The organism is Scytonema hankhaensis NUACC26 (assembly GCF_045865695.1).
Taxonomy (GTDB): Bacteria; Cyanobacteriota; Cyanobacteriia; order Cyanobacteriales; family Nostocaceae; genus Scytonema.
The window spans coordinates 1-22,994 of sequence record NZ_BAACAP010000159.1; the positions used below are offsets into that span (position 1 = coordinate 1).

The 22,994-nt window shown below is 41.0% G+C and carries 30 protein-coding genes and 1 pseudogene; 8 read left to right on the forward strand and 23 right to left on the reverse strand.

All coding sequences use genetic code 11. From position 1 onward, the window contains the following. Positions 1-1,356 (reverse strand): 15-cis-phytoene desaturase (pds, locus tag ACKTT2_RS12355; protein WP_407887145.1); only part of this gene is annotated, 1,356 nt, incomplete at its 3' end. Positions 1,357-2,433: 1,077 nt separating this feature from the next. Here pds and ACKTT2_RS12360 point away from each other — a divergent pair. Next, entirely contained in the window at positions 2,434-3,618 is a 1,185-nt protein-coding gene (locus ACKTT2_RS12360) for a septal ring lytic transglycosylase RlpA family protein (RefSeq protein ID WP_407887147.1), read from the forward strand. A gap of 28 nt (positions 3,619-3,646) precedes the next feature. Here ACKTT2_RS12360 and ACKTT2_RS12365 read toward each other — a convergent pair whose 3' ends face one another. Continuing rightward, positions 3,647-3,976: an STAS domain-containing protein gene (locus ACKTT2_RS12365; RefSeq protein WP_407887149.1), complete on the reverse strand. Its 330-nt coding sequence runs from the start codon at positions 3,974-3,976 to the stop codon at positions 3,647-3,649. A gap of 158 nt (positions 3,977-4,134) precedes the next feature. Continuing rightward, positions 4,135-4,551: an ATP-binding protein gene (locus ACKTT2_RS12370; protein WP_407887151.1), complete on the reverse strand. Its 417-nt coding sequence runs from the start codon at positions 4,549-4,551 to the stop codon at positions 4,135-4,137. Positions 4,552-4,788: 237 nt separating this feature from the next. Here ACKTT2_RS12370 and ACKTT2_RS12375 point away from each other — a divergent pair, with 237 nt between their 5' ends. Further along, positions 4,789-5,976 carry a SpoIIE family protein phosphatase gene (locus ACKTT2_RS12375; RefSeq protein WP_407887153.1) on the forward strand — a complete coding sequence of 396 codons (1,188 nt, stop codon included), beginning with the start codon at positions 4,789-4,791 and terminating at the stop codon, positions 5,974-5,976. Between the two features lie 53 nt (positions 5,977-6,029). Next, positions 6,030-6,611: a thioredoxin family protein gene (locus ACKTT2_RS12380; protein WP_407887155.1), complete on the forward strand. Its 582-nt coding sequence runs from the start codon at positions 6,030-6,032 to the stop codon at positions 6,609-6,611. A 74-nt stretch (positions 6,612-6,685) separates the two neighbouring features. Here the strand turns inward: ACKTT2_RS12380 and ACKTT2_RS12385 are convergent, their stop codons facing one another. Beyond that, entirely contained in the window at positions 6,686-7,195 is a 510-nt protein-coding gene (locus ACKTT2_RS12385; RefSeq protein WP_407887157.1) for a hypothetical protein, read from the reverse strand. Between the two features lie 116 nt (positions 7,196-7,311). Here ACKTT2_RS12385 and aroA point away from each other — a divergent pair, with 116 nt between their 5' ends. Beyond that, entirely contained in the window at positions 7,312-8,670 is a 1,359-nt protein-coding gene (aroA, locus tag ACKTT2_RS12390) for a 3-phosphoshikimate 1-carboxyvinyltransferase (RefSeq protein WP_407887159.1), read from the forward strand. Positions 8,671-8,743: 73 nt separating this feature from the next. Here the strand turns inward: aroA and ACKTT2_RS12395 are convergent, their stop codons facing one another. The 5 genes from ACKTT2_RS12395 to ACKTT2_RS12415 all read right to left on the reverse strand — a co-directional run bounded on the left by ACKTT2_RS12395 (position 8,744) and on the right by ACKTT2_RS12415 (position 11,575). After that, on the reverse strand, positions 8,744-8,866 hold the full coding sequence (locus ACKTT2_RS12395) for a hypothetical protein (protein ID WP_407887161.1): 123 nt from the start codon (positions 8,864-8,866) through the stop codon (positions 8,744-8,746). Between the two features lie 3 nt (positions 8,867-8,869). Continuing rightward, complete coding sequence (locus tag ACKTT2_RS12400) at positions 8,870-9,844, reverse strand: glutathione S-transferase family protein (RefSeq protein ID WP_407887164.1); 975 nt, start codon at positions 9,842-9,844, stop codon at positions 8,870-8,872. A 29-nt stretch (positions 9,845-9,873) separates the two neighbouring features. Beyond that, positions 9,874-10,167: an Asp-tRNA(Asn)/Glu-tRNA(Gln) amidotransferase subunit GatC gene (gene gatC, locus ACKTT2_RS12405; protein ID WP_407887227.1), complete on the reverse strand. Its 294-nt coding sequence runs from the start codon at positions 10,165-10,167 to the stop codon at positions 9,874-9,876. 92 nt (positions 10,168-10,259) lie between these two features. Then, positions 10,260-10,781 carry a photosystem I assembly protein Ycf3 gene (locus tag ACKTT2_RS12410; protein WP_407887166.1) on the reverse strand — a complete coding sequence of 174 codons (522 nt, stop codon included), beginning with the start codon at positions 10,779-10,781 and terminating at the stop codon, positions 10,260-10,262. A 122-nt stretch (positions 10,782-10,903) separates the two neighbouring features. Then, positions 10,904-11,575 (reverse strand): SOS response-associated peptidase, encoded by a 672-nt coding sequence (locus ACKTT2_RS12415; protein ID WP_407887168.1) that lies wholly within the window; start codon positions 11,573-11,575, stop codon positions 10,904-10,906. Positions 11,576-11,780: 205 nt separating this feature from the next. On the opposite strand from ACKTT2_RS12415, the gene ACKTT2_RS12420 reads away from it, so the two are divergent. Next, positions 11,781-12,419, forward strand: coding sequence for a glutathione S-transferase family protein (locus tag ACKTT2_RS12420; RefSeq protein WP_407887229.1), 639 nt, complete (start codon positions 11,781-11,783; stop codon positions 12,417-12,419). A 34-nt stretch (positions 12,420-12,453) separates the two neighbouring features. Here the strand turns inward: ACKTT2_RS12420 and ACKTT2_RS12425 are convergent, their stop codons facing one another. The 4 genes from ACKTT2_RS12425 to ACKTT2_RS12440 form a co-directional block, all read right to left on the reverse strand. Next, positions 12,454-12,681: a DUF167 domain-containing protein gene (locus tag ACKTT2_RS12425; RefSeq protein ID WP_407887170.1), complete on the reverse strand. Its 228-nt coding sequence runs from the start codon at positions 12,679-12,681 to the stop codon at positions 12,454-12,456. 20 nt (positions 12,682-12,701) lie between these two features. Further along, the gene (locus ACKTT2_RS12430) at positions 12,702-13,103 is read right to left on the reverse strand and encodes a ribosomal maturation YjgA family protein (RefSeq protein WP_407887172.1); all 402 of its coding nucleotides are present in this window, start codon (positions 13,101-13,103) and stop codon (positions 12,702-12,704) included. Positions 13,104-13,253: 150 nt separating this feature from the next. Continuing rightward, the gene (locus ACKTT2_RS12435; protein WP_407887174.1) at positions 13,254-13,799 is read right to left on the reverse strand and encodes a DUF2231 domain-containing protein; all 546 of its coding nucleotides are present in this window, start codon (positions 13,797-13,799) and stop codon (positions 13,254-13,256) included. Positions 13,800-13,816: 17 nt separating this feature from the next. Next, positions 13,817-14,557, reverse strand: coding sequence for an LmeA family phospholipid-binding protein (locus ACKTT2_RS12440; RefSeq protein WP_407887176.1), 741 nt, complete (start codon positions 14,555-14,557; stop codon positions 13,817-13,819). A gap of 258 nt (positions 14,558-14,815) precedes the next feature. On the opposite strand from ACKTT2_RS12440, the gene ACKTT2_RS12445 reads away from it, so the two are divergent. Both ACKTT2_RS12445 and ACKTT2_RS12450 read left to right on the forward strand, forming a co-directional pair. Further along, positions 14,816-15,865 (forward strand): hemerythrin domain-containing protein, encoded by a 1,050-nt coding sequence (locus ACKTT2_RS12445; protein WP_407887231.1) that lies wholly within the window; start codon positions 14,816-14,818, stop codon positions 15,863-15,865. A gap of 114 nt (positions 15,866-15,979) precedes the next feature. Further along, positions 15,980-16,147: a hypothetical protein gene (locus ACKTT2_RS12450; RefSeq protein WP_407887178.1), complete on the forward strand. Its 168-nt coding sequence runs from the start codon at positions 15,980-15,982 to the stop codon at positions 16,145-16,147. Between the two features lie 314 nt (positions 16,148-16,461). On the opposite strand, the gene ACKTT2_RS12455 is transcribed toward ACKTT2_RS12450, so the two are convergent. The 3 genes and pseudogenes from ACKTT2_RS12455 to ACKTT2_RS12465 form a co-directional block, all read right to left on the reverse strand. Beyond that, positions 16,462-16,857: a WD40 repeat domain-containing protein gene (locus ACKTT2_RS12455; protein WP_407887180.1), complete on the reverse strand. Its 396-nt coding sequence runs from the start codon at positions 16,855-16,857 to the stop codon at positions 16,462-16,464. After that, positions 16,800-17,246, reverse strand: coding sequence for a WD40 repeat domain-containing protein (locus ACKTT2_RS12460; RefSeq protein ID WP_407887182.1), 447 nt, complete (start codon positions 17,244-17,246; stop codon positions 16,800-16,802). The genes ACKTT2_RS12455 and ACKTT2_RS12460 overlap by 58 nt, the downstream gene beginning before the upstream one ends. A gap of 36 nt (positions 17,247-17,282) precedes the next feature. Continuing rightward, positions 17,283-17,354, reverse strand: a pseudogene (locus ACKTT2_RS12465) (hypothetical protein); the annotation flags it as partial. 80 nt (positions 17,355-17,434) lie between these two features. Here ACKTT2_RS12465 and ACKTT2_RS12470 point away from each other — a divergent pair. Continuing rightward, a complete protein-coding gene (locus ACKTT2_RS12470) occupies positions 17,435-18,232 on the forward strand; it encodes a hypothetical protein (RefSeq protein ID WP_407887185.1) in 798 nt (265 codons plus the stop codon). A 499-nt stretch (positions 18,233-18,731) separates the two neighbouring features. Here the strand turns inward: ACKTT2_RS12470 and ACKTT2_RS12475 are convergent, their stop codons facing one another. The 7 genes from ACKTT2_RS12475 to ACKTT2_RS12505 form a co-directional block, all read right to left on the reverse strand. Further along, positions 18,732-18,941 carry a toxin-antitoxin system, antitoxin component, Xre family protein gene (locus ACKTT2_RS12475; RefSeq protein ID WP_407887187.1) on the reverse strand — a complete coding sequence of 70 codons (210 nt, stop codon included), beginning with the start codon at positions 18,939-18,941 and terminating at the stop codon, positions 18,732-18,734. Between the two features lie 180 nt (positions 18,942-19,121). After that, complete coding sequence (locus ACKTT2_RS12480; protein WP_407887189.1) at positions 19,122-19,346, reverse strand: DUF2281 domain-containing protein; 225 nt, start codon at positions 19,344-19,346, stop codon at positions 19,122-19,124. A gap of 27 nt (positions 19,347-19,373) precedes the next feature. Continuing rightward, complete coding sequence (locus ACKTT2_RS12485; RefSeq protein WP_407887191.1) at positions 19,374-19,547, reverse strand: hypothetical protein; 174 nt, start codon at positions 19,545-19,547, stop codon at positions 19,374-19,376. Between the two features lie 6 nt (positions 19,548-19,553). Then, a complete protein-coding gene (locus ACKTT2_RS12490) occupies positions 19,554-19,787 on the reverse strand; it encodes a hypothetical protein (RefSeq protein ID WP_407887193.1) in 234 nt (77 codons plus the stop codon). Positions 19,788-19,854: 67 nt separating this feature from the next. Next, positions 19,855-20,727, reverse strand: coding sequence for a DMT family transporter (locus tag ACKTT2_RS12495; RefSeq protein WP_407887195.1), 873 nt, complete (start codon positions 20,725-20,727; stop codon positions 19,855-19,857). Between the two features lie 148 nt (positions 20,728-20,875). After that, on the reverse strand, positions 20,876-21,412 hold the full coding sequence (locus tag ACKTT2_RS12500; protein WP_407887197.1) for a methylated-DNA--[protein]-cysteine S-methyltransferase: 537 nt from the start codon (positions 21,410-21,412) through the stop codon (positions 20,876-20,878). Further along, positions 21,409-22,830, reverse strand: a complete 1,422-nt coding sequence (locus tag ACKTT2_RS12505; RefSeq protein WP_407887199.1) for an AlkA N-terminal domain-containing protein — start codon at positions 22,828-22,830, stop codon at positions 21,409-21,411. The genes ACKTT2_RS12500 and ACKTT2_RS12505 overlap by 4 nt, the downstream gene beginning before the upstream one ends. Positions 22,831-22,994 lie beyond the last annotated feature (164 nt).

The window sequence follows — 22,994 nt, forward strand, 5'->3', positions numbered from 1 at the left end:
CGCCTGCGCTGTCAGCTTACCAGAAAGTACGGCACCTTCCATACTTCCCAAGTAACGTTGCATCGTGTAACTACCTGCTAGATAGAAGTTGGAAACTGGAGTCACTTGTTCTGGACGGTGCTGCTGACGACCGGGCGTTGCTTTGTAAACCGATCGCGGCGTTTTTACGACATGGTATTTTAGCAACTTTGTAGGATTGTCTCCAATGAAGTGGTCGGGAAATAGCTTTTCTAATTCGGCAAGGGTTGCCTGTAGTATTTCTTCATCAGATTTAGCAATCCAATCGGCTGCTGGTGCTAGAACTAACTCCAGCATTGACTTATCGGAGCTTTCATAACCGCGACAAGTGTTGCTCATGTCAGCATAAACGCTTAGCAAGGGCGATCGCGAAAACAGCAGGTGGTCGATATCTGTTAGTTTACGGTCAAACCATAGCTGTAAGTTTATCACTGGGACGCCTTCCAAACCTTCTAGCTTTTGGAAAAATTCTATTTGCTTCCAAGGTTCTGGCATCATCACCTTCATCACGTCCACGGGCATTGCCGAGACGTACATATCAGCTGTCACAACCTCATCACTTGCCCCATTCAACCCGCGTATGACATATCCTTTGACAGTGCCATCTTCGTTCAGCAAAATTTCTTTTAATGGCGCATTCAAGCGAACTTCTCCGCCTCGTGAGGTGATGTAGTCCACCATCGGCTCGCACATCCTTTCTGTGGGCGAACCATCCAGAAAAGCCATTTTCGAGCCATTCTTTTCTTGAAGAAATCGATTGAGAGCCGTCAAAAGAATCGTTGCTGAAATTTCTTCTGGATTGATAAAATTCAGCGCCTTAGACATGGCGATAAAAACTTCTTTTTCTACCCTCGGAGGAATATTTTGCTTTTTCATCCACTCTCTCCAAGAGTATTTATCCATTGCCTCTACATACTTTTGCCCCTGAACCATCGCCGGTATCAAACCGATGCCAAAGCGAATTTTTTCCGGCCAGGTGAGCATATCGTTATTCCGTAGAATAGCGATTATGCCGTTCCAAGGCGCTGGTATATCAGGAAAATCAAAGCGACTGTAAGTGCCAGGATTGTTCGGCTGATTGAAAATCATCGAGTGTTCTTTCCACTGCAGTCGATCGTCAATACCCAACTCTTTCAGTAACTGGAGCATATTTGGATATGCTCCAAAGAAGATATGCAGCCCGGTTTCATACCAGTCGCCGTCTTTGTCTTTCCAAGCTGCTACCAGTCCCCCCAATACGTCCCGGCTTTCTAGGACGATTGGAGTGTAACCTGCATCGGTGAGATATTTGGCACAGGATAACCCTGCTAAACCCGCTCCGGCGATCGCTACTCGCATTTAACCTTTGTGATATTGAATAATTCTTAATTGTTTTCTCGTTTTCATTATACTTTGCAATCCGTTACATTTAGCATTGTTTTTTTCAATCTCTTGAGGATTAGGGACTGGGGACTGGCGATTGGGGAACTCGGGGCCCCCTCCTTGTTGAGGGGCAATGGGGACTGGCGATTAGGGATTGGGGACTGGCGATTAGGCAATCAAGATTCTCGACCGGAAGACTCAGCCTGGAATGGTTTGAGAAAACTCAAACATCACTTCCCAATTTTAAGACAGCCCCCCCAATTTCAAGACAGTCCCCCAATCCCCAATTCATTACACAATTAAACAAGAAAATGTCTCTTTCCCAGTCCCCAGTCCCCAATCCCCAATCCCCAATTCATCACACAACCAAACTAGAAAATATCTCTTTCCCAGTCCCCAGTCCCCAATCCCCAATCCCTAATTCATCACACAACCAAACTAGAAAATGTCTCTTTCCCAGTCCCCAGTCCCCAATCCCCAATCCCCAATTCATCACACAACTAAACTAGAAAATGTCTCTTTCCCAGTCCCCAGTCCCCAATCCCCAATTCATCACACAACCAAACTAGAAAATGTCTCTTTCCCAGTCCCCAGTCCCCAATCCCCAATCCCCAATTTATCGCACAACCAAACAAGAAAATGCCTCTTTCCCAGTCGTCAGTCCCCAATCCCCAATCCCCAATCCCTAATACCAAAGCCGTTGTAAATCTATCTTAGGTTAATACTTTTTCCAAAATTCATAATTCCAAAAAACGGTGTCAAACAGGCAAATTATACACATTTTGCTGGGCTTGAGGGCAATCAGTTATAAAAAAATTAAATTGAAACTAGAGGAATAATCAAAAAATATCTAAAACTTTTATTTGCTTGTTTAGCAACAACAGGATAATATGATACGTGCTGGGATCGCTCAGTATCTCAATCGTAATTGTGCGTAAATTCTTACATTTTGTAAGAATAGACAGTACCTGTTTAGTGATTGAGAGGTTGTCATTATCAAAGAACAAGGTTAGCACCATCAAAAGGTGTCATTACCTGAAAACTTACTGAAACATGATATTGATTGGACTACTTTGGGTTACATCCTGGATTGGTTCCTTTTTGTCGTTGAACCAAAACTTGCCACCAAGTTTGACTACAAATGTTCTTCCGGCAAAAGTGTCATCCAACTTAGGGAAACTGGTTAACAAACCTCTCCCATTTTTAATCCCCGATAAGCAGCAAATAAGTGTTGTAAGTACAACAATGCTGTCACCAAGGTTTTTAAAAATAGATTGGGGCGATAAGGAATCACAACCAAATGTCAATAAACCACCAACTCAGCTCTTAAAGAAAGAGAAAAATAGCTCATATCGGTTTTGCGGTCTTCAACAAGATAATTTAACCAGGCGGTCTGCTGTTAAAGTTGCAAGTCTTCTACCCGTTCCAAATCTGATAGACACAGAGACCGACGCTCGAGATTTTCTACCAAATCAAATACTGCGATCGCTCCAAAACTTCTTTCGCTTTCCCAATCCTATCGAACCAGGTTTTGATTCTACTTCTTCGCCTGTTGTAGTTGTTAATCGAGGCATAAGCAATTACGAAGTGTGGCTAAACAACCGTGTAGTAGTAAATTTACCAGACAAACAACAAGCTAGTTTAATACAACAACGCTTGGCAAGACTTGTGAAATCATCCAACTTTGATGCCTCTCGATTACGTCCTGCTCTTGTTGATGGTATACCAGCATTAATGTCAGGCAATCGCTTTTTGTTTGGAATTGGGAAAGAAGTCTCGCGAAAAACTCATCGGAGTGGGGACTTATTGGCGATAGAATGGGTCAATAATTTGCGTCAAGCGTTGCAAGTGCCTAAGCTATCCTTAGTTGAAGGACAGAAGGAAATGTATGGCTTGACTTCTTCCAAGAAAAGAATGGTAGGCTTAGCATCTTGGTATGGTCCGTACTTTCACGGTCGCATGACAGCTAATGGAGAGACATTCAATCAAAACGAGTTGACAGTTGCTCACAAATCATTGCCATTTAACACATACTTACAAGTGACTAATTTGAAAAATGGCAAGACAGTTATTGTGAGAGTCAACGATCGAGGTCCATATATTCCCCCTAGAACTTTAGATTTATCTAAGGTTGCAGCTCGCTGTATTGGTAGTGAATTAGCTGGAGTTGTACCTTATGAGGCAGTCATTCTGAACAAGAGCCAACCAAGAATGACTTTGAAAAACCTTACTCAGTGACCACCTGAGCAGTGACCAGTGACCTTGATTACTGGTTACTGCTCAGTATATGGCGATTAAATTCTTCGCGATCGACAAACTTTTGAAAAATTCGATCCATCTTAGTCAGCTCAAACAACATCTTGACTCGCTCGTTCATTGAGCACACATAAAGCTTACCACCTGAGTTTCGTACAACCTTCATTGCAGACACCAAGGCACCCAAGCCAGAACTATCGATAAATTTTACTTCTTGAAGGTCGATAAGCACAATATCAGATCCATTCGTCATGATATCTCTGACTTCACGACGCAATTCATCGCCTCTAACGCCATCTATGACACCAGACAGGGGAAGTACACTAACAGTGGGTTTCATATGCTTGATGATTGCCAATATGTTAAACTACTAATCTTAGTTATATTTTTATAATCTAAGAAAACGATCGTAAGGAAAAAAATTTATTTTACTACCGTAAATTTACAGTTTATAAAATAAGTCTTAAGAAAAAATAACTAAATATCTCGTGTCCAAAATTAATAGTATTTACGTATAAACAAGCAGTAGCGATTATCTATTGTAGGCTCATACCTCAGCTCGTCTGCCAGAAGAGCCATTATTTTCAAGCCTCTCCCGCGTTCTTCTTCGTTTGCTTCCAATTGACCTATTTCTTGTAACTTTTGCTTGAGGTCAAAAGCTTCTCCATAAGCCCAAATACAGATTTCTATAGAATTTTCTAAGCGTACAGCTTCTATCTCAATGGGAGTTTCTATGGGTAGATTTTTATGAGCGTGTTCTACTACATTAGTAAAACCTTCTATAAGCAATGTTTGGCATTGCCACAAAATCTTTTTATCGAGAAGCGGTGGTTGGTTAATTTGCTCAAACCATGACAAAATAGCGGAAGAAGCAGTCAGATTTGTATCGACTCTTAGAAAAATTTTATAATTCACTTGTTTAATTAAGAAACTTATAACTTAATAATAGTTTGGAGTTTACTCCCTTCCCGCCAAAAGATTACCTACTCCCTTCCCGTCAGAAGATTACCCAAACACGTAGGGTGTGCAATGCCCACCATTCGCCGCTATTGGTGGGCATTGCACACTACAAAGAGCGGTAATTTTATAGCTGAAAGGGAGTAATCGTCGTCTTTAAAGATGTTAAGTTTTTTCAATAAAGGTTCTAAATTTATGTTTAAAATTCTTATTATCGATGACGATCCCATTGTACGAATGGCACTGAAAAACACACTTCAGAAGCAAGGATACGATGTTTCTGTAGCTAGTGACGGTGAAGAAGGAATTATCTTAGCAAAACAACTACAGCCAGCTTTAATTATTTGTGACTGGATGATGTCTGGTTTAGATGGACTGGAAGTTTGCCGTCAAATTAAGTCAAATCCAAACTTAGCAACAACTTTTTTTATTTTACTGACTGCTAGGGGTGCAGCTCCAGGTGAGGAAAGAGACCGAGTACAGGGTTTGGATGCGGGAGCAGATGAATTTGTTTCTAAACCTATTGAAGTTAATGAAATCAAAGCACGGGTAAGAGCAGGGTTAAGATTGCATCAACTTCATCAAGATTTGCAGAACCAGAAACAAGCTTTACAAATTCTCAATCAAGATTTACAAACTCAAAAACAAATCTTAGAAACAGAGTTATCTGAGGCTGCAGGTTATGTGCGATCGCTCCTACCTCCACCACTTTCAGATACTATCTCTACAGAAGCACTGTTTCTTCCCTCTATACAGCTAGGCGGTGATTGTTTCGACTATTATTGGATAGATGACGAACATCTGGCTATTTATCTACTAGATGTATCTGGACATGGAGTCGGTTCAGCCTTGCTATCCGTATCCGTACTCAACGTTTTGCGATCGCAATCTTTACCCAAAACTGATTTTTGTCAACCTAGCCAAGTTTTAAGTACGCTCAATCAATCCTTCCAAATGGAAAACCACAATGATAAGTACTTTACAATTTGGTATGGAGTATACAACCGTATACAACGGCGACTTGTTTATGCTAATGCGGGACATCCACCAGCCGTACTGTTATCCCACACATCCGAACAAGATATTGTAGTGCAAAAACTCGACTCTCTCAGTTGTCCAATAGGATTTTTGCCTGATGATGAATTTGAAGATAACACTGTTGAAATTGAAGAAAACAGTACTTTATATATATTTAGTGATGGGGTGTATGAAGTTCCAACACTCGATGGAGAAATTTGGGGACTTAATGCTTTGATAGATTTATTAACTCGTTACACAAAGACAAATAATTGCTATCTCAAGCAGGTGTTGGCAGCAATTCACTCTGTCAGTGCTAGAACTAAGTTTGATGATGATTTATCTATACTAAAAGTTTCCTTTTAAAACCATTTTTCCTTACAATGATAATTGTTAACCAATAACTAATTCGGTGGTCTATGGCTTTAACTGCTTCAACGATGTTACCGCTAGGTACTCAAGCACCGGATTTTGAGTTACCGGATGTCAGATCTGGGAAAACAATTTCGCTTTCTAGCTTCACGGGGAAGAAAGCATTATTAGTTATGTTTATCTGTCAGCATTGCCCGTTTGTCAAGCACGTAAAACAAGAACTGACACAAATGGGTAAAGATTACCTAGGTAAAGGTCTGGCTATTGTTGCTATCAGTGCTAATGATGCCAAAAACTATCCAGATGACTCACCTGAGTCATTAAAGGAAATGGCTATAGAGCTAGATTTTAACTTTCCCCTTTGTTATGACGAATCCCAAGAAACAGCAAAAGCATACACCGCCGCCTGTACTCCTGACTTTTTCTTATTTGATAGCGATCGCAAGCTTGCTTACAGGGGACAATTAGATGATAGTCGTCCAAGTAACGGCAAACCTGTAACAGGTGCAGATTTACGTGTTGCTGTGGAGGATGTCTTGGCAGAGCGATCGCTCTTAAGCGAGCAAAAGCCAAGTGTAGGTTGCAATATTAAATGGAAACCTGGTAACGAACCTAATTATTTTGGCTAATGGCTATTAGGCGTAAAGTGGGCAATGTCCACCAGTACTAAATGGTGGGCTTTAGCCCTACCTACTAATAGCAATTAGTGTTTAATATCTAATTGAAGAACGTAATTTCCCAATTGAACTTCTCCAGTCCACAATTCGTACTCTACTCGCAAATGCTGGGGAAAAGGATGTCCGTCTAATTTTAAATTGCGAGTAAAATTACGCAAGCGTATGGGATCGTTCTGTTGGATCGGTTCGCCAGGTAACCAGTAACGGGTGATTCCGTAAACGCCTTGTTCCCAAAAATGACGGTAACTCAACTGATTGTTACCTTGCATGGTCATAATGACTCGGTAAGGAGAAATCTCTAACCAAAGGACTCTAGGGCTAGTCAGAACAGCATTGCTTAATTCTTGCGATAAATGCTTCTGTTGGTAATGAAAACTTTCTGTTTTACAATTCTTTACAGGTGGTGTTGTTAAAAGTAAGTGGAATCGATCGCGATCTTTTTGATAAAGAGTTGCGGCAGTTTCAACAACAGACCAAACAGGTAGGTCTGTAGAAACGAGTGATAAGGACACGGGCTTGCGATGGTGAGTAAGCATGGGAGCGAAAAGGGTTAAAAGCCAATAAACGTTTCAGAAATTAACAAACATCGGTAGATCTGACGGTACTGAGAAAGCGATAGGATACTAGCGCAGTCACACGTCAGATTATCCTAATGTCAGCTTCTGTCATAACTGTAGAAATCAGGGAAAATACTTCTCAAAACTTAATCATTGAGCGACCAACTACTGGTTTATCTTTACAAGGTCGTATCCGAGTTCCTGGGGATAAATCCATTTCCCACAGAGCTTTAATGTTGGGTGCTCTAGCATCTGGAGAAACCACTATTAAAGGTTTGCTTTTGGGGGAAGACCCTTGCAGCACAGCCAGTTGTTTCCAAGCTATGGGAGCAGAAATTTCCGAATTAAATACGGAACTCGTGAAGGTGAAAGGTATTGGGTTGGGAAATTTACAAGAACCCGTTGATGTGCTCAATGCTGGAAACTCTGGAACAACAATGCGTCTCATGTTAGGGCTTCTCGCATCTCATCCGGGACGCTTCTTTACTGTTACGGGAGATAATTCATTGCGATCGCGACCCATGTCTCGTGTTATTAAACCTTTACAAGAGATGGGAGCACAAATATGGGGGCGTAAAGGAAATTCGCTAGCTCCTCTTGCAGTTCAGGGAACATCTCTCAAACCCATCCACTACAATTCTCCCATTGCATCAGCACAAGTAAAATCCTGCATTCTGCTTGCAGGTTTATTAACAGAGGGAAAAACCACAGTCACCGAACCAGCCCTCTCTCGCGATCACAGCGAGCGAATGCTAAAGGCTTTTGGAGCAGAATTAACTGTAGACCCCGACACCAACAGCGTAACCATCACCGGACCATCTCAACTTCACGGACAAACGGTAATTGTACCGGGAGATATCAGTTCGGCTGCATTTTGGTTAGTCGCAGGAGCGATCGTACCAAATTCCGAATTGACGATTGAAAATGTTGGCGTCAATCCCACCCGTACAGGTATTTTAGAAGCGTTAGAAATGATGGGTGCTGACATCGAGCTAGAAAATGAGCGCACGGTAGCAGGAGAACCAGTAGCAGATTTGCGGGTACGTTCCAGCCGTTTGAAGAGTTGCACGATTGCAGGCGATATTATACCCAGGTTAATTGATGAGATTCCTATTTTAGCAGTTGCAGCAGCTTTTGCGGAAGGCACAACAGTCATCCGAGATGCTGAAGAGTTGCGAGTCAAGGAAAGCGATCGCATTGCAGTTATGGCGCATCAACTGAATAAAATGGGAGCAAAAGTCACAGAGTTACCTGACGGTATGGAAATTACTGGAGGGACTCCCCTTTCCGGTGCTGAGGTTGATAGTTACACAGATCATCGCATTGCCATGAGTTTGGCGATTGCAGCTCTCAACGCTTCTGGAACCACTCACATCCAGCGTGCGGAAGCGGCTGCAGTCTCTTACCCAGAATTTGTTACCACATTACAACAAAGACTAGTTGTTGGTGGTTAGTTGTTGGTGGTTAGTGGTTAGTTGTTAGTTGTTGGTGGTTAGTGGTTAGTTGTTAGTTGTTAGTGGTTAGTGGTTAGTTGTTGGTGGTTAGTTGTGTGGGACAGGCGTCTCGCCTGTCATCATTGGTGGTCACCAGTATTTCCTCGTTCCCATGCAGAGCATGGGAACGAGAGTGTCTGAACTGGTCACTGGTCACTGGTCACTGGTCACTGGTCACTGTCATGCGATCGTGAGGAGCATCAAAATCAATAATCGGACCTTTTGGAACAATCCGAGTTGGATTAACCTTGGGATGACTTTTGTAATAGTGGCGTTTAATATGGTCGAGGTTACAAGTTTCTCTGACTCCTGGCTGTTGATACAGGTCTTTAAGATAATTCCAGAGATTGTGAAACTCAGTAATCCGGTGCAAATTGCATTTGAAATGCAGGTAGTAGACTGCATCAAAGCGAAACAGCGTCGTAAACATACACCAGTCCGCTTCAGTGATTTTCTCTCCACACAAATAGCGTTGTTTTCCTAAAACATTCTCCCAATGGTTAAGAGCATTAAATAATTCAGTGACTGCTTCATCATAAGCTGACTGAGTTGTAGCAAATCCAGCTCGGTACACCCCATTATTAATAGGTTGGTAAATGGCATCAATTGTCTCATCAACAGCTTTTTGCAAGTGTTCTGGGTAAAAAGTAACATTGTGCTTGGCAAAAGCATCAAACTCCGCGTCTAACATCCGGATAATTTCACGAGATTCATTATTGACTATCGTGCCATTTTGTGTATCCCACAAAACTGGAACTGTAACTCGTCCAGTGTAATTAGGATCGGCTTTGAGATAAAGTTGCCATAAATACTGAGTATTGTTAATAGTATCAGGAATGCATCCTGGTTCATCAGAAAATTCCCAACCATTATCCCGCATTTCTGGTGCAACTACTGAAAGACCGATCGCATCTTGCAGCCCTTTCAATTCACGGAGAATGGCAGTACGGTTTGCCCAAGGACACGCCCAAGAGATGTACAAATGATAGCGTCCTGGTTCAGCTTTGAACCCACTAGAACCATCAGCTGTAATTTGGTTGCGGAAGGTAGTTGAGGGACGGACAAATTGTCCTTTTGAGTCCTCTTGTTCCCGTTGTGAGACCCACTTACCATCTTTCAGGATTCCCAAGCTCATTGTTTTAGTTAGTATTTAGTGGTTGGTAACTATTCTTCAGGATTAAGTATTTTTGGAACTTTGAAAAACTCACCTTCTTGTTCGGGTGCGCTTTGAAGAATAGCTTCGCGATCGCTATAGGGTTGCAGTCGGTCTGGTCGTGTTACATTACTGACATCAATTGCCCGTGTTGTAGGTGGTACATCAGTCACATCTAATGCATTCAGTTGCTGGACATAATCAAGAATATCCCCCAACTGTGTGGTGAACTGCTCTTCCTCTTCTGGCGTTAACTCTAATCGAGCTAAAAGAGCGACTTTATGGACTTGTTCGCGGTCAATCATAATTTGGGGATTGGGGATTGGGAATTGGTCATTGGTCATTAGTCCTTAATCCTTTAACAAAGGACAAAGGACAAATGACTATTGACTATTGACTAAAAGAATACGTCAATTTGAGAGCGTCCGGTTGTTTTGAGCCAGTTTTGGGCTTCAATGTAGTTATTGGGAGCTAAGCGAATTGCTCTAATCCAATAATCAGCAGCTTGGTCAAATAGCGATTCTCCAAGGTCTTCGTTTCCTGCTTCCTTTGCCTTTTCTCCTTGATAGTGGTAGATAACAGCAATGTTATTTAAGGCTTGGGGTAAGCGGGGATTGCATTCTAAAGCTTGATGATACAATTCCAAAGCTTTATCGTGATCCCCGTTACTGGCATGAATTAACCCCATGTTGTAGAGGATGTAGCTGCGATCGTTGCTGTCTTCTTCCAACTCTAGAGCTTCTTGATAGTTTTCTAGGGCTTCAGCGTATTCCCCTTCTGATTGCGCCGACATTCCATCTCGGTAGTAAACAAAGGCTTCTTTGGCTCTCTTATTTGCTGGCAGAATCTTGAGAATCAGATCTGCCATCACTGTAAAGGATTTGTCAATGAAATTGTCGTTTCTCTGAGTTCTGGGCATATTGAGTTTATTATGATACGAGTGTCAATATAATTGCGGGTGGCAAGGTGTGTAGTAAGAACTTGAGTACTTAGCACTCACTACAAACCAATTGCTCATTAGCTAATCTAACTGATTTGCTGCTACATTTTCATTGGTTGAACGCAATCTGGACTATCGTGTTTGGGACTGTTCACTCTTGTGCTGACAGGATAGGCAGTCATTGCTTCAGATGGATAGGGTTGCAATAGTTGTTGTACCATCTCTGACGTTTGTACTTGCGGAGCCAACCACAAATCGTAATCTTTCTGATGGAGAATCACTGGCATGCGATCGTGGACTGGTTCGAGTAATTCGTTTGCCCTTGTTGTCAAAATTGTACAGGAAGATACAGTTTCTTCTGAGTGCGCTCGCCATTCCTCCCATAATCCTGCAAACCCAAAAGCTTCCCCATTTTGTAGGCGAAAATAAAACGGCTGTTTCTTCCCGTCGCGTTGCTGCCATTCGTAAAAACCGTCTGCCACGATTAAACAACGTCGGCGTTTAAACGCTGAACGGAAAGCGGGTTTTTCTGCCACTGTTTCTGCTCTAGCATTAATCAGTTTGGCTCCCATCCCTGAGTCTTTTGCCCATGAAGGAATCAGTCCCCATCGTAACTGCTCTAATTTACGCTTTTCACTTATTTGGTCGTATAAGACTGCCCATACCATTTGCGTAGGTGCAATGTTATATTTCGGCTCCAAGTCAGAAGTTTCCACATGGAAGGTTTGTGCTAAAGTTGTTGCTGACTGGCTCAAAGTAAATCTTCCACACATACTTTTTTCTTAACCAACGATTAATATTAAACTTCTACAGATAAGGCATTAAAGATTACTTTTATTTTTTATTTTTCAGAGAATTCTTCTTTCTAGTAAAATGTTTTATTCTTTGTATATTTTATCATATTTATTTGTCTTTTTCAAAGATATGCTGTATTTTTACAACATGACCAATCAACCAATTCATCCCAATTTTTTTGGCATGGAAACCCTCCGTTTGTATGATTTTTTACCATCAGGGAATGGCTACAAGATACGTCTTTTATTGACGCAAATTGGCATCCCATTTGAGAGAGTAGAGGTTAATATTACCAATGGTGAAACCCGAACAGCAGAATTTTTAAGTAAAAATCCGAACGGCAAGATTCCTGTTTTGGAGATTCAACCAGGGAAGTATTTAACCGAATCAAATGCTATTATGGTGTATCTCAGTGAAGGAACAGAGTTTTTACCATACGATCCCTATTTACGAGCACAAGTACTACAGTGGTTGTTTTTTGAGCAATACAGCCACGAACCTTACATCGCTACACCGAGATATTGGATTTCCATACTAGGCAAAGCTGAAGAATACAGTGTAGCGATAGAGCAAAAACGCGAACAAGGCTACGCGGCTTTTAAAGTTATGGAAAATCATCTATCAAATCATCATTTTTTTGTAGGAGACCGATACACAATTGCTGATATTGGTTTATTTGCTTACACTCATGTAGCGGAGGAAGGCGGATTTAACCTATCACCCTTTGCTGCAATACAAGCTTGGATAGAAAGAGTGATAGCACAACCAGGATATATTCGCATCACGGAAGAAATTAAAACATTTCAAACTGTCGAGTTGTGAGTTATTACGCTGGTCACTGGTTACTGGTTACTGTTCACTGATTGGTATCAATTTCAACTAACTTTTGCCGCGACGATAGACCCAATTTAATTGTGATACAAGATTTTGGCACATCAAATTTTTCTGCCAGTAATCGAATTAATTCTTCATTAGCCTTACCATCTACAGGCGGAGATTTTAAACGCACAGTAAGACTTCCATCAGCGTTTTCCTCAACTTTGAGAACTTTTGAATTGGGTTTAACTTTGACTTTTTTTTGCATTATGTTAAGAGGACAGGTATCTACCCTCTGCCTTGACTTGGTAATTTTTGCAACCACAACCACCCTAAAACACACCCTAACAAGTAATGCGGAAAATCCCACCAAGCAAAAGTCGTACCAATCAACCATTTACCTACTAGGGTAGCGCGAAATTGCTCTAATAGAGGTGGATGCCACAGTTGTAAAAATTCTAGTATACAAGTAATGACAAAAACCCATAAGGGGATTTGCCAAATAGCTGCTTGACCTTTGAAAAATAAAAATGCAAACAAACACCAAAAAATTTCATAAAAAACTGCAGCCCCGTAATTGTTCAACCATTGATGAGCGGGACCGACATAATACTTAAAGAAAAAGCCCACCGTTGTAACGATGAGCAAAGATAAGAGGATGTGAAAGTTTAGAGTTTTTCTAGATAGCATTATTTTAGAATTAGGGGGGACGCCCCGTTCCACGAGACCATTATTAATGTATTGCAGCTAACTGAAAAACGCTATACATTTGTAGACCATCTCTAACCAAAAAATCCGGAGTGGGATGCGATCGCCTATGACGGGTACTTTGCGCGATCGTTATGGGTAGTCTGGGCTACCATTACCAATAACTGAGATTTTGTGGCGGTAAACCAATTCGCCACCATACCAGCCAGACACACCAAGAAGAGTAGCCACAACAACTGAAATAACAAGTCCCCAAGGTAGTACAGCCGATATAGGATTATTCCAACGGACTGCAAGGTTAACAACAGTCAATAAAAGAGCCGCAACATTAAGAAACATATGCGCCCAGCCTGCTGTGCGCTTGCGAACTCTGGGTATTCTGAGAAAATCCAAAAGACCCGTCAAAGCGGCTGCTAGACCCCCTACCAAACCACCAACGATTAACCAAAAAGAAGCTCTTGCCCAGAATACGTCTCCATTTAACCAGAAAACTGCATCAGTTAACAATGCTCCTACAAGGAAAGCGATAGGGAATTGAACGAGAATTGGGTGTATTGGGTGTCCTACTACGGAGACGGTACTAGGTATACCAGTATCCCGAAACTCTCTGCTGTCACTTTCCAAAAAAGCAGGAATATTTGGATAAGGTGTTGTGTTTCTCTCTTGAGTTTCTGTCATTTTTCTTCCTTTATCAACTACTCTGTAGGAATTTGCTCTACAAAAGCTTCTGCTTGGATAATAAGTTTACCTTGTTCAGCTTCTAATTGTTGAATTCGGAGAGTCATTCCTTCTAAGTCGAAGTTACTCAAATTTAAAATTTCACTTGTTGCATCTACTAAAGATTTTGTAAGTTCGGGAGAAATTTCTTGAGTATCACCGTATTCAACATTTTCTAGAGAAACCGTTTGTCCGTTTGCACTGACTTTAGGTACTGCTGAAAAGGCTACTTTATGATGTTCGTTATTTTCTTTTAAAATTACATTAGCACTTAACGTAACTTGATTATTACCAGGTAACTGAAAATCAACTTGTTGGGGAACAACTGTCATAGATTGCCCATTCTTCTGAATTTTTTGCTCTTGCAGTTGGGAGCGAACGTATTCAGAGTTAAAGGCACGGTTAATATCTTTTTCAGTTAAAACAACCCTGGCATTTCCTTTTGTTGGTTTTGTAAGTTCTATCTTTCCAAAAGCAGCGCTTAGGGGATTGATAGCTACACTACCCGTATGCATCTCCAATTCTTCCATGCGAAGGTCTTTTTGCATAACCAAACCTTCGCCTTCAATATTCACAGCATCCACTTCACCCTGAATGAGTTTAATGGGATCTGTTTGAATATTTACGTCCAGATTCTCTACCGCGTCTAATTGGCTAGATAACCCTACTTCAGCAGCTTTATTGAGTGCTTGCTCTCCGAGTCCCGGACTATCGGGCATTGCGTCTTTATCTCCTACTTGACCTTCCTTGCGCCAATCTAGAAAATTGGCGTAAAGAATTAATCTGTCTTATGGGGTAATCAAAATAAGAGATTAGTCTCTCTAAGAGCATAGATTTACTTGAATTCAGGGAAATTTCCTTTTTTCTACCCGAAGTTTTGAAAGCTATCGGTCAAAAGAAAGATGGAAGATAATAAATCATTGGGCAAATTTGAAATTGAAATCAATACACAAAATATTCCAGAGGGGAACCAGAAAATGGTTGCAACTTTAGATGATACCAAGCGTTCTGCTATTGCTATTAAGTTAGCAGATATGAAGGCAATCCAAAAGCTAATCATTGAAAATGAGCAAAAGTTGCTAGGTCAAATTAGCGATTCAGAAGTTGCCGATCGCTTCCGCAAGATGCTTGATGATGACAACAAGAACATAGGTGTTCTGGAAACTGTAATCGGTCAGTATGGCATTCAAGCTGAGCCAGAAAAAACCGTTGCACAAATGATTGAGAAGATAAGTCAGTTGCAGCAAGGCTCCGAATTGAGCTTGTATGAAAAAGTATTCCAGCACGAATTACTGAAGCACCAGCAAGTAATGACTGGCTTGACCATTCATAAAGCAGCACAAAAAGTTGGTGCTGACGTATTGCTTGCAATTGGACCCTTGAACACTGTTAACTTTGAGAACCGCGCTCACCAAGAGCAACTCAAGGGTGTTCTAGAGATTCTGGGTGTTCGCGAACTCACTGGTCAAGACGCGGATCAAGGTATTTGGGGTCGCGTTCAAGACGCTATGGCTGCATTAAGCGGTGTATTTGGTAGCGCCGTTACCCAAACCTCTGATAAGGACGACCTGAACGTTCAAGACGTTATCCGTCTGGATCACAATAAGGTAAACACCCTGTTCACCGAACTTTTAGCTAGCAACGATCCTCAAAAGATTCAAGAGTACTTCGGTCAAATCTATAAGGATCTAACTGCTCACTCTGAAGCTGAAGAGCAAGTTGTATATCCTGCAGTGCGTCCTTTCTACGGTCAGAACGACACTCAAGAGCTTTACGACGAGCAAGATGAAATCAAGAAGTTGTTAGAGCAAATCAAGGCTATCAATCCTTCTAACGTGGATCAGTTCAAGGATAAGATCAAACAGCTCATGGATGTTGTTGGCGATCATATCCGTCAAGAAGAAAGCACAATGTTTGCTGCTATCCGCAACAACTTAAGCTCCGATCAAAGCGAGCAACTTGCAACTCAATTCAAAGCTGCTAAGACTGAAATTCAAAAGAACCTTGGCGTAGTTGGTGCTAAGTAACCTAGGGATGTAGAGACGCAACTCTTTGCGTCTCTAGTTCGGTTAAAAGTCAAAGACAATCGCTCCCACATCAAGTGTCGGGAGTTTTTATTTGTTTGCTATCTAGGATGGGCAATGCCTACCAAAAGACTTGGTGGTGGGCAATGCCCACCCTACTTAAAATCTTTACCAATGACGAATAACACAACACAGCGCGATAGTATAAACCTCAGTCAAAATCGAGCAGAAATGCTTGAAAAATGGCGTTTGAGTGAAACTCGCCTTGCAAATCAACCAGGTTAATTTTTACACTTGTGTAAAAACTAGGTTTCTAGCAAAGCATGCAACCTATACCGCTTTGTTTTACGTCTAAAAACTTAGTTTTGCTTTTTTGAGTCATAATTTCAATGGGACTGGCATAACTGTCAGTCCTATTTTTGTCTTATTCTCCACTAATTTCTACTAATGCTTCTCCCAAACGTAAAAGTTCCAGTGCTTCTTCTAAAGTTGCACTCAGAATTTCTTTCAATATGGAACCGCTGATGCACGCTGATGCACGCGGACGAAGCCGTACCTCATTCGGATGAAAATCGCTATGAGTATTTGATAGTTTAACCTTAGTGAAAATAAATAGCTCCTAAAGCTGTGAGAGTATCTATCTGGGGTGTGCTTAAGCCAGAGATACCAGTGATATTCATACCTTCATAAGGACGAGGCGATCGCAATATTTCCTGACACTCTCCTATCAAAATATCCCAAAGTCGAATTGTTTGGTCTTGACTCGCACTCGCTAGAATTTGTTCGTTAGGATGGAGAGCAATTCCCAAAACCCAATGCTTGTGTCCAAAAAGTGCTTTTAAGCATTCTCCCGTGTATCTATTCCAAAGTTTGATAGTGCGATCGCGACTACAACTAGCAACTATATCGCCATCAAGACCAAACTTTACACCAGTTACTACGTTTGTGTGACCGGGTAATATTTGCGAGCATTCTCCTGTCTTAATATTCCACAACCTTGTAAAGTTTTGAGACACTTTCCTGTACTAACTTGCCACAGCCTTATAGTTTGGTCTCTACCAACACTTGCAAGAATATTACCTTGAGGACTAAAAGTCACTGACCAAATACGTCTAGTGTATTCTCCGAACGTTTGGATACAATTCCCTGTTGTGACATCCCACAAACTAATTACAGATGCTTCGCCAGCCGCCGCTAAAGTTTCTCCATTGGGACTAAAAGTAACTGAAACAACAGCTTCAAATTGATTTCCTTGTAAAGTTCTCCAGCATTTGCCTGTACTGATATCCCAAAACTTGACTGTTTTATCTCCACTTCCCGTTGCTAGTGTCTGACCATTGGGATGAAAAACAGCCGACCAAACGGCATGAGTATGTCCTTGCAAAGTATGGAGGCATTGACCGCTTTCTACATCCCAAAGTTTGATAGTGCGATTGTCACTTCCACTTGCTAGTATTGCTCCATCAGGACTAAAGACAACAACACGCAGAATCTTTGTAGTTCATAATAAACGCTTTTCCTAAGTTTTGAGAGGATTGATTAATTTTGATGTTACATGAAGGACTTTATTAATTGAAACAGATTTTTCCTAATGCCCACAAATCTATAATGCTAATTGCTGTCAGTATTTTACTAAGTAGTTGCGGACGCAACATTCCATCATTAAAAGCTGTTGAAAGTGCGCTTGAAAACTTTAATGGTTCTGCAGAATTTATTTCTGAAGATATGTATGAATCATGTATCAGAGCCACTCAATTTGCTGGAACACCTGCTTCTCCAACTGTATTTACACAGCGTCTACCTCTAGAAGAATTTTGTCATGGGAATTTTAAAAGAGTATCAACACAAACAAGAACAGTAAATAAGGTCTTGATTGATTACATGACTGCTTTAGTTATGATAGCAAACGGGGAGCGAGAAAAAGGAAAAAAAAATTCATTTGATGAAAGTTATAAAAACTTGGAAGATTCCCTGGTAAATCTAAAATTTTCTACTTCTCCAACAAGTACGCCACGAGCTTTATTTAAAGAAAAAGAAGTAAAAGCCGGAGTTGCGATCGCCAAATTTCTCACCAACTTATTTACCCAAGAACTTCGTCGTAACAAGCTGAAGCAAGCTATTTTATGCACGGATAGTAATATCCAAATATATATTAAAGGTGAGAGTGCAACTGAAGGACAACCCGAACCAGGAGGATTGATTGCGATCTCAAATAAAGTTTATGTAGATGGGTTACTGGTTCAAGAAGAATTACGTATACGTAAATATTTTAGTGAATATATTACATTACTAGGAGACGACCTAAGAAAAAATCCTCTAGATTTCATAGCTGTAGAAGAAAAATATAACAATGCGATGAAATCTGTATGATCTTGGAAGACGGAACTGTGAACATTTTGCAGTATGGTGCAAAACTGGTCACTGGCGCAGTCCTCAGATTGATAGTGTATTAAGTCAAATTATGAGAATAGTAATCCAAATCTCTCTGGCTTTAGCTGTTATTCCATGGCCTACCAACTTGATAGTTGGCCTTATCATTTTCTTTGTGTTCGGTATTCCTCTTATGTTTTCTATAAGGAGAGTCAGTAAACCACCAGAGGCTTAAAGCTTTAAAGACATCATCTATAACCTTAATTTCTATCATATTTGTTGATATTATAGTGCAATCTGTTTATTATTTAGCAGAAGTTTTAGAGAGCTTATTACCTTTAAGGTGATAGTTGAATGAATCAAGCTAACGAACGAATGTATTTGCGATTCAGTAGATTATAGCGCTCTCGCCTGACAATTGTTATTGTGGTGTCAATGAATGGGATCGAGAAAAACAGGCGGGCGTTGCTGAGTGATTTCAGCTTCATCATTACCAAATTTATAGTTGGTCATATTCAGCATCATCGGGGTTATCCCAGATTTTTTTCAAAGTTGGCTCAGAAAGCTTTGCAGCTGCTAGAGTGAGGCTAAAATCCGGATGTTGTTGGTATAGGGAATCGATAAAATTTTCAACTAGCACAATTTGTTCGGGAATTAGCTGATGAATTTTTTCAAGTAATTTTTGCTCTGATATTTTGTCAGCTTGCATTTTTCTCACCTCATCACCAAATAGTTTGAATAGTTGTTAGTCCTTGGATTCGTGAATCACAGGTAACTAGGGGAAGACCTAAAGAGAAAGCAGTAGCTGCTATAATCCTATCTGGCATATCAGGAACAGTTAATCAAATATACCAAATTAAAGTGTGTGTATCTGCTACTACTGATGTCATTAGACTATATCCCTTGGAAAATTCCCCCACATTTCTTGACGCGCTTGGGTAATGTCTTCTTCTGTGATATCTATTGCTAAATCAGCACACAACCCTCTAATACTACGTAGGGGAGTTTTAGCAGTATTTTTTTGATATAAAAATTCTGCGAAATTCAATAACTCTTGCTGCTTATCTACAGGTAACTGGCGGAATTTTTCCAAGACGGCTTGTTCAAGACTCATGATTTTAAAAAAGTGTAATTATTTATCCTACTTGTATCTTACAGTAGATTCTTCCATTTCCGCATCTAGTTCGCGTCGATATGCTTCAATATCGGCAAGCATATCATCAAATTGAGGATCATCCTTATACTTACCCGTGAACTTCATCCATGGATGTTCTGATTTTGGCTTTACAATTTCTTGAGAAACGACATACTTCATAATTGCTTATGACCAATCTAAGCCATCGTCTGTATCCCCATGAAATCTGGCAATGTGAAAATCTTCTTCCGTTGATTGTTTATTTCCAGAAAACATACTAAACCGCATTATCTGCTTTTGCACCAGAGTTGTTTTCGGCTCTAAAAAAGTTACAATAACACGGCTTTCTGATACGTCTGATGGTAGTTCATAAAGTTCTATCTGACCGTGTTTATACACTCCTTCAATTGATTGTAGCATGAGCAAACCTAATTCATAATTCCTGTAAATTATAATTTTACTATCAAAAATATGATAATAGATTACACTATTTAAGTGTAAATGATTTTGTCATGTTCGCGATCGCAGTTCCCAACAACACTAAACCACAACCTAATATCATTGTCATCGTTACGGCTTCTTGTAATACGATCGCACCCCAGAGCATTGCAAATAGAGGAATGAGATAAGCCACTGTTAAAGCTTTAGTTGAACCAACATTTTGAATCAGTCTGAAGTAGAGAAAATAAGCAAAAACTGTTGATAATAAAGCTAAAGCAATAACCGATATTATAACAGCCATAGATGGTGTTTGTTGAGGTATTGTAAACGGTAACACAGGCAAGAGTAAGAATGCTGCACTGAGTTGACTGCCAGTTGTAACGACTAGTGAAGGAACACCTGTGAGATTTTGTTTGATGTATGGGGCTGAAATCGCATACATCAAAGCTGCACATAATCCAGCCAATATTGCTATAAAGAAAGTTGGTGTGCCTACAACAGCTTTCCAGCCGACCAAAATGACTACGCCTGTGAACCCTAACACAAAGCCAATGATTCGAGTCGTGGTTAATTTCTCCTTTAACCAAACGGAAGCAATAATAGTGCCAAATAAGGGTACTGTAGCATTCAAGATAGACGTAAATCCAGCAGGAAGAGACACAGATGCAAAAGCAAGGAGTAAAAATGGAATGGCAGAATTCATCCATCCAACGACAATGAGTGGAATGATATTTCGTCGAATCTCTTGCAACAGATCCAATCGCATCAGAACTGGCAGTAGTATTAATCCAGCTAATAATACTCGAAACTCGATTAACCAAACAGGACCTAACACAGGGGCTGCAATTCGCATAAATAGGAACGAACCACCCCACAATGCTGCAAGCAACAAAAGCTCAAGGGTATCTGAAATTTTCATGATGTTGGATTGACAAAATAGAAATTGTGAAAAACGAAGATTTAATACTAAATCAAAAAATGTTTGTAACAGATTTAGGCTTAGGGGCGCAATGCCTTGCACCCCTACAAAATCTATGTATTGCATTCTTTATTTTTGAAAAATGGTATTAATTTTCGTCAAACAGAGCAAGCGCTCGCGGAACTGGATTAAAATAATTGACAGCTATCTTTGTCTGCTCGTGCTGAAGCAACCATTGTTTGCGATCGAGTCCACCTGCATAGCCTGTTAACTTCCCATTAGATGCAATGACTCGATGACAAGGCACAATAATCGAGATTGGATTTCGTCCATTAGCGGTTCCAACAGCACGAGATGCGACGGGTTTTCCAATCTTTTTGGCTAATGCTCCGTAAGAAATTGTTTCACCAAAAGGAATTTGAAGCAATAGTTGCCAAACTTGTTTTTGAAACGCTGTTCCCTGTGGCTCAATGGGTATGTCAAAATGTTGGCGTTGGTGGGCAAAGTATTCAGCAATCTGTTCTTGAGTTTGGACAAAGGGGTCGATTTGCTCTGACTTATGCCAGTCTTCGGTTTGTTCTGGGAAAAACTTCTGTCCTTTTAGATATAATCCGATTAGCGATCGCCCATTTGAGGCGAGCAATAACTCTCCTAGAGGACTGTCTAGCCATCTGTAGTAAATCATCCAACTTGCTCCAAAGATTTCCAAAGGTACATTGCTGCATATGCTCGCCAAGGACGCCATGCTTCGGCAATTTGTAAGACTTGTGCGGGCTTCTCAACGTTTAATGCCTGACGTAATCCTAAATCGGCGTAGGGAAACGCATCTGGATATGCTAGCACTCGCATCGCAATGTATTGAGCCGTCCATTCTCCAATTCCAGGGAGTGTTTTAAGACGAGCAATTGTCGTATCAATTTCTGAGTAAGCGTCCAGTCGCAAGTCTCTGTTGACAATCGCTTGAGCGATCGCAATAATTGACGTTGCTCTGCTTAGCAAGATTCCTAATGCAGTTAAATCCTGTGGTAATAATTGAGCAATTTGGGCTGGAGTGGGTGTCAGATGCGTCAGTCCAGAAATTGGAGTTTGAATTGGCGTACCAAACGTCTCAATTAATCTTCCCATCAAAGTTGTTGCAGCTTTAACACTCACTTGTTGACCGAGAATTGCACGTGCTGCAACTTCAAATCCATCAAAAGCACCTGGTACTCTCAAGCCGGGACAGGATACAGTGAGATCTCTAAGATGATGAGCGATTAATACTGGATCGGCTGCTAGATCGAAGAGTGCTTTTACTCTGGTTAGAACGGGTAAAATGACCGCAACTAGCGAGGCTGAGAGTTCTACTTGCAATTTGTCTTGGTTGGGAATGGAAGACACCCGAATCCAGCCTTGATGTTGGTCTATTCTAACTGTACGCTGATAGCGATCGCCTTCAATCGCTTCTACACCTCTGCTCGCTCTACCTTGCAGAAAGCTGAGTAACCCTTGCCAATCTAAAGGTGGACGATAAGCAAGCTCGCAGCACAAAATATCCTGTGGCTGATTTGTGGCTTTGCGGAATGCCGTGGGATTCAGTCGATAGCGCTTTTGAAACAGTGCATTCAACCTTCTCACACTTGAAAATCCACTAGCAAATGCAATATCCGCGATCGATAAATTACTGTCAGCTAGAAGCCGCTTAGCCAGCAGTAATCGCTGTGTTTGTGCGAGTTGAATGGGAGAGACACCAAATTCCTGCTGAAGTACGCGACGTAAATGGCGATCGCTAATACCGAGGGAGTTTGCCAGTTCGCTCACCGATTGTTCTGTCAATGCGCCATCTTCAATGTAACTTGCTGCTGCTGCCGCTAACCGACTCACTGCATCAATTTTAGCTTGTCCTGGAGCCAATTCAGGACGGCAGCGCAAGCAAGGACGGTAACCAGCTTGTTCTGCTGCGGCTGCACTAGGATAGAACATACAGTTCTCACGACGGGGTGTTTTAACCGTACAAATCGTGCGACAGTAAATGCCCGTACTGGAGACGCCAACAAAAAAAATTCCATCGAAACGCCGATCTCGGCTCAAAATAGCACGATAACATTGCTCGTCAGTCAGCATAAACTTATGTCAAGTGGAATAACCTCAGCATAAAAGGAATTTCACTCGCCGTCTCGCCATTTTCGGACGTTAAAACTGGTAAGATACATCGATAGAGTTCCCAGTTAGAGAGCTACTGAATAATTGGTAAAAGACTTGACCAATTCAGTATTAGAGGATGTTTG

What these genes read in the sequence shown, in the direction of transcription:
- ACKTT2_RS12360 (WP_407887147.1), top strand. Translation starts at nt 2,434, where the DNA reads ATGATATTGATTGGACTACTTTGGGTTACATCCTGGATTGGTTCCTTT.
- ACKTT2_RS12365 (WP_407887149.1), bottom strand. Translation starts at nt 3,976, where the DNA reads ATGAAACCCACTGTTAGTGTACTTCCCCTGTCTGGTGTCATAGATGGC.
- ACKTT2_RS12375 (WP_407887153.1), top strand. Translation starts at nt 4,789, where the DNA reads ATGTTTAAAATTCTTATTATCGATGACGATCCCATTGTACGAATGGCA.
- ACKTT2_RS12380 (WP_407887155.1), top strand. Translation starts at nt 6,030, where the DNA reads ATGGCTTTAACTGCTTCAACGATGTTACCGCTAGGTACTCAAGCACCG.
- ACKTT2_RS12385 (WP_407887157.1), bottom strand. Translation starts at nt 7,195, where the DNA reads ATGCTTACTCACCATCGCAAGCCCGTGTCCTTATCACTCGTTTCTACA.
- aroA (WP_407887159.1), top strand. Translation starts at nt 7,312, where the DNA reads ATGTCAGCTTCTGTCATAACTGTAGAAATCAGGGAAAATACTTCTCAA.
- ACKTT2_RS12400 (WP_407887164.1), bottom strand. Translation starts at nt 9,844, where the DNA reads ATGAGCTTGGGAATCCTGAAAGATGGTAAGTGGGTCTCACAACGGGAA.
- gatC (WP_407887227.1), bottom strand. Translation starts at nt 10,167, where the DNA reads ATGATTGACCGCGAACAAGTCCATAAAGTCGCTCTTTTAGCTCGATTA.
- ACKTT2_RS12410 (WP_407887166.1), bottom strand. Translation starts at nt 10,781, where the DNA reads ATGCCCAGAACTCAGAGAAACGACAATTTCATTGACAAATCCTTTACA.
- ACKTT2_RS12415 (WP_407887168.1), bottom strand. Translation starts at nt 11,575, where the DNA reads ATGTGTGGAAGATTTACTTTGAGCCAGTCAGCAACAACTTTAGCACAA.
- ACKTT2_RS12420 (WP_407887229.1), top strand. Translation starts at nt 11,781, where the DNA reads ATGGAAACCCTCCGTTTGTATGATTTTTTACCATCAGGGAATGGCTAC.
- ACKTT2_RS12425 (WP_407887170.1), bottom strand. Translation starts at nt 12,681, where the DNA reads ATGCAAAAAAAAGTCAAAGTTAAACCCAATTCAAAAGTTCTCAAAGTT.
- ACKTT2_RS12430 (WP_407887172.1), bottom strand. Translation starts at nt 13,103, where the DNA reads ATGCTATCTAGAAAAACTCTAAACTTTCACATCCTCTTATCTTTGCTC.
- ACKTT2_RS12435 (WP_407887174.1), bottom strand. Translation starts at nt 13,799, where the DNA reads ATGACAGAAACTCAAGAGAGAAACACAACACCTTATCCAAATATTCCT.
- ACKTT2_RS12440 (WP_407887176.1), bottom strand. Translation starts at nt 14,557, where the DNA reads ATGCCCGATAGTCCGGGACTCGGAGAGCAAGCACTCAATAAAGCTGCT.
- ACKTT2_RS12445 (WP_407887231.1), top strand. Translation starts at nt 14,816, where the DNA reads ATGGTTGCAACTTTAGATGATACCAAGCGTTCTGCTATTGCTATTAAG.
- ACKTT2_RS12450 (WP_407887178.1), top strand. Translation starts at nt 15,980, where the DNA reads ATGCCTACCAAAAGACTTGGTGGTGGGCAATGCCCACCCTACTTAAAA.
- ACKTT2_RS12475 (WP_407887187.1), bottom strand. Translation starts at nt 18,941, where the DNA reads ATGCAAGCTGACAAAATATCAGAGCAAAAATTACTTGAAAAAATTCAT.
- ACKTT2_RS12480 (WP_407887189.1), bottom strand. Translation starts at nt 19,346, where the DNA reads ATGAGTCTTGAACAAGCCGTCTTGGAAAAATTCCGCCAGTTACCTGTA.
- ACKTT2_RS12485 (WP_407887191.1), bottom strand. Translation starts at nt 19,547, where the DNA reads ATGAAGTATGTCGTTTCTCAAGAAATTGTAAAGCCAAAATCAGAACAT.
- ACKTT2_RS12490 (WP_407887193.1), bottom strand. Translation starts at nt 19,787, where the DNA reads ATGCTACAATCAATTGAAGGAGTGTATAAACACGGTCAGATAGAACTT.
- ACKTT2_RS12495 (WP_407887195.1), bottom strand. Translation starts at nt 20,727, where the DNA reads ATGAAAATTTCAGATACCCTTGAGCTTTTGTTGCTTGCAGCATTGTGG.
- ACKTT2_RS12500 (WP_407887197.1), bottom strand. Translation starts at nt 21,412, where the DNA reads ATGATTTACTACAGATGGCTAGACAGTCCTCTAGGAGAGTTATTGCTC.
- ACKTT2_RS12505 (WP_407887199.1), bottom strand. Translation starts at nt 22,830, where the DNA reads ATGCTGACTGACGAGCAATGTTATCGTGCTATTTTGAGCCGAGATCGG.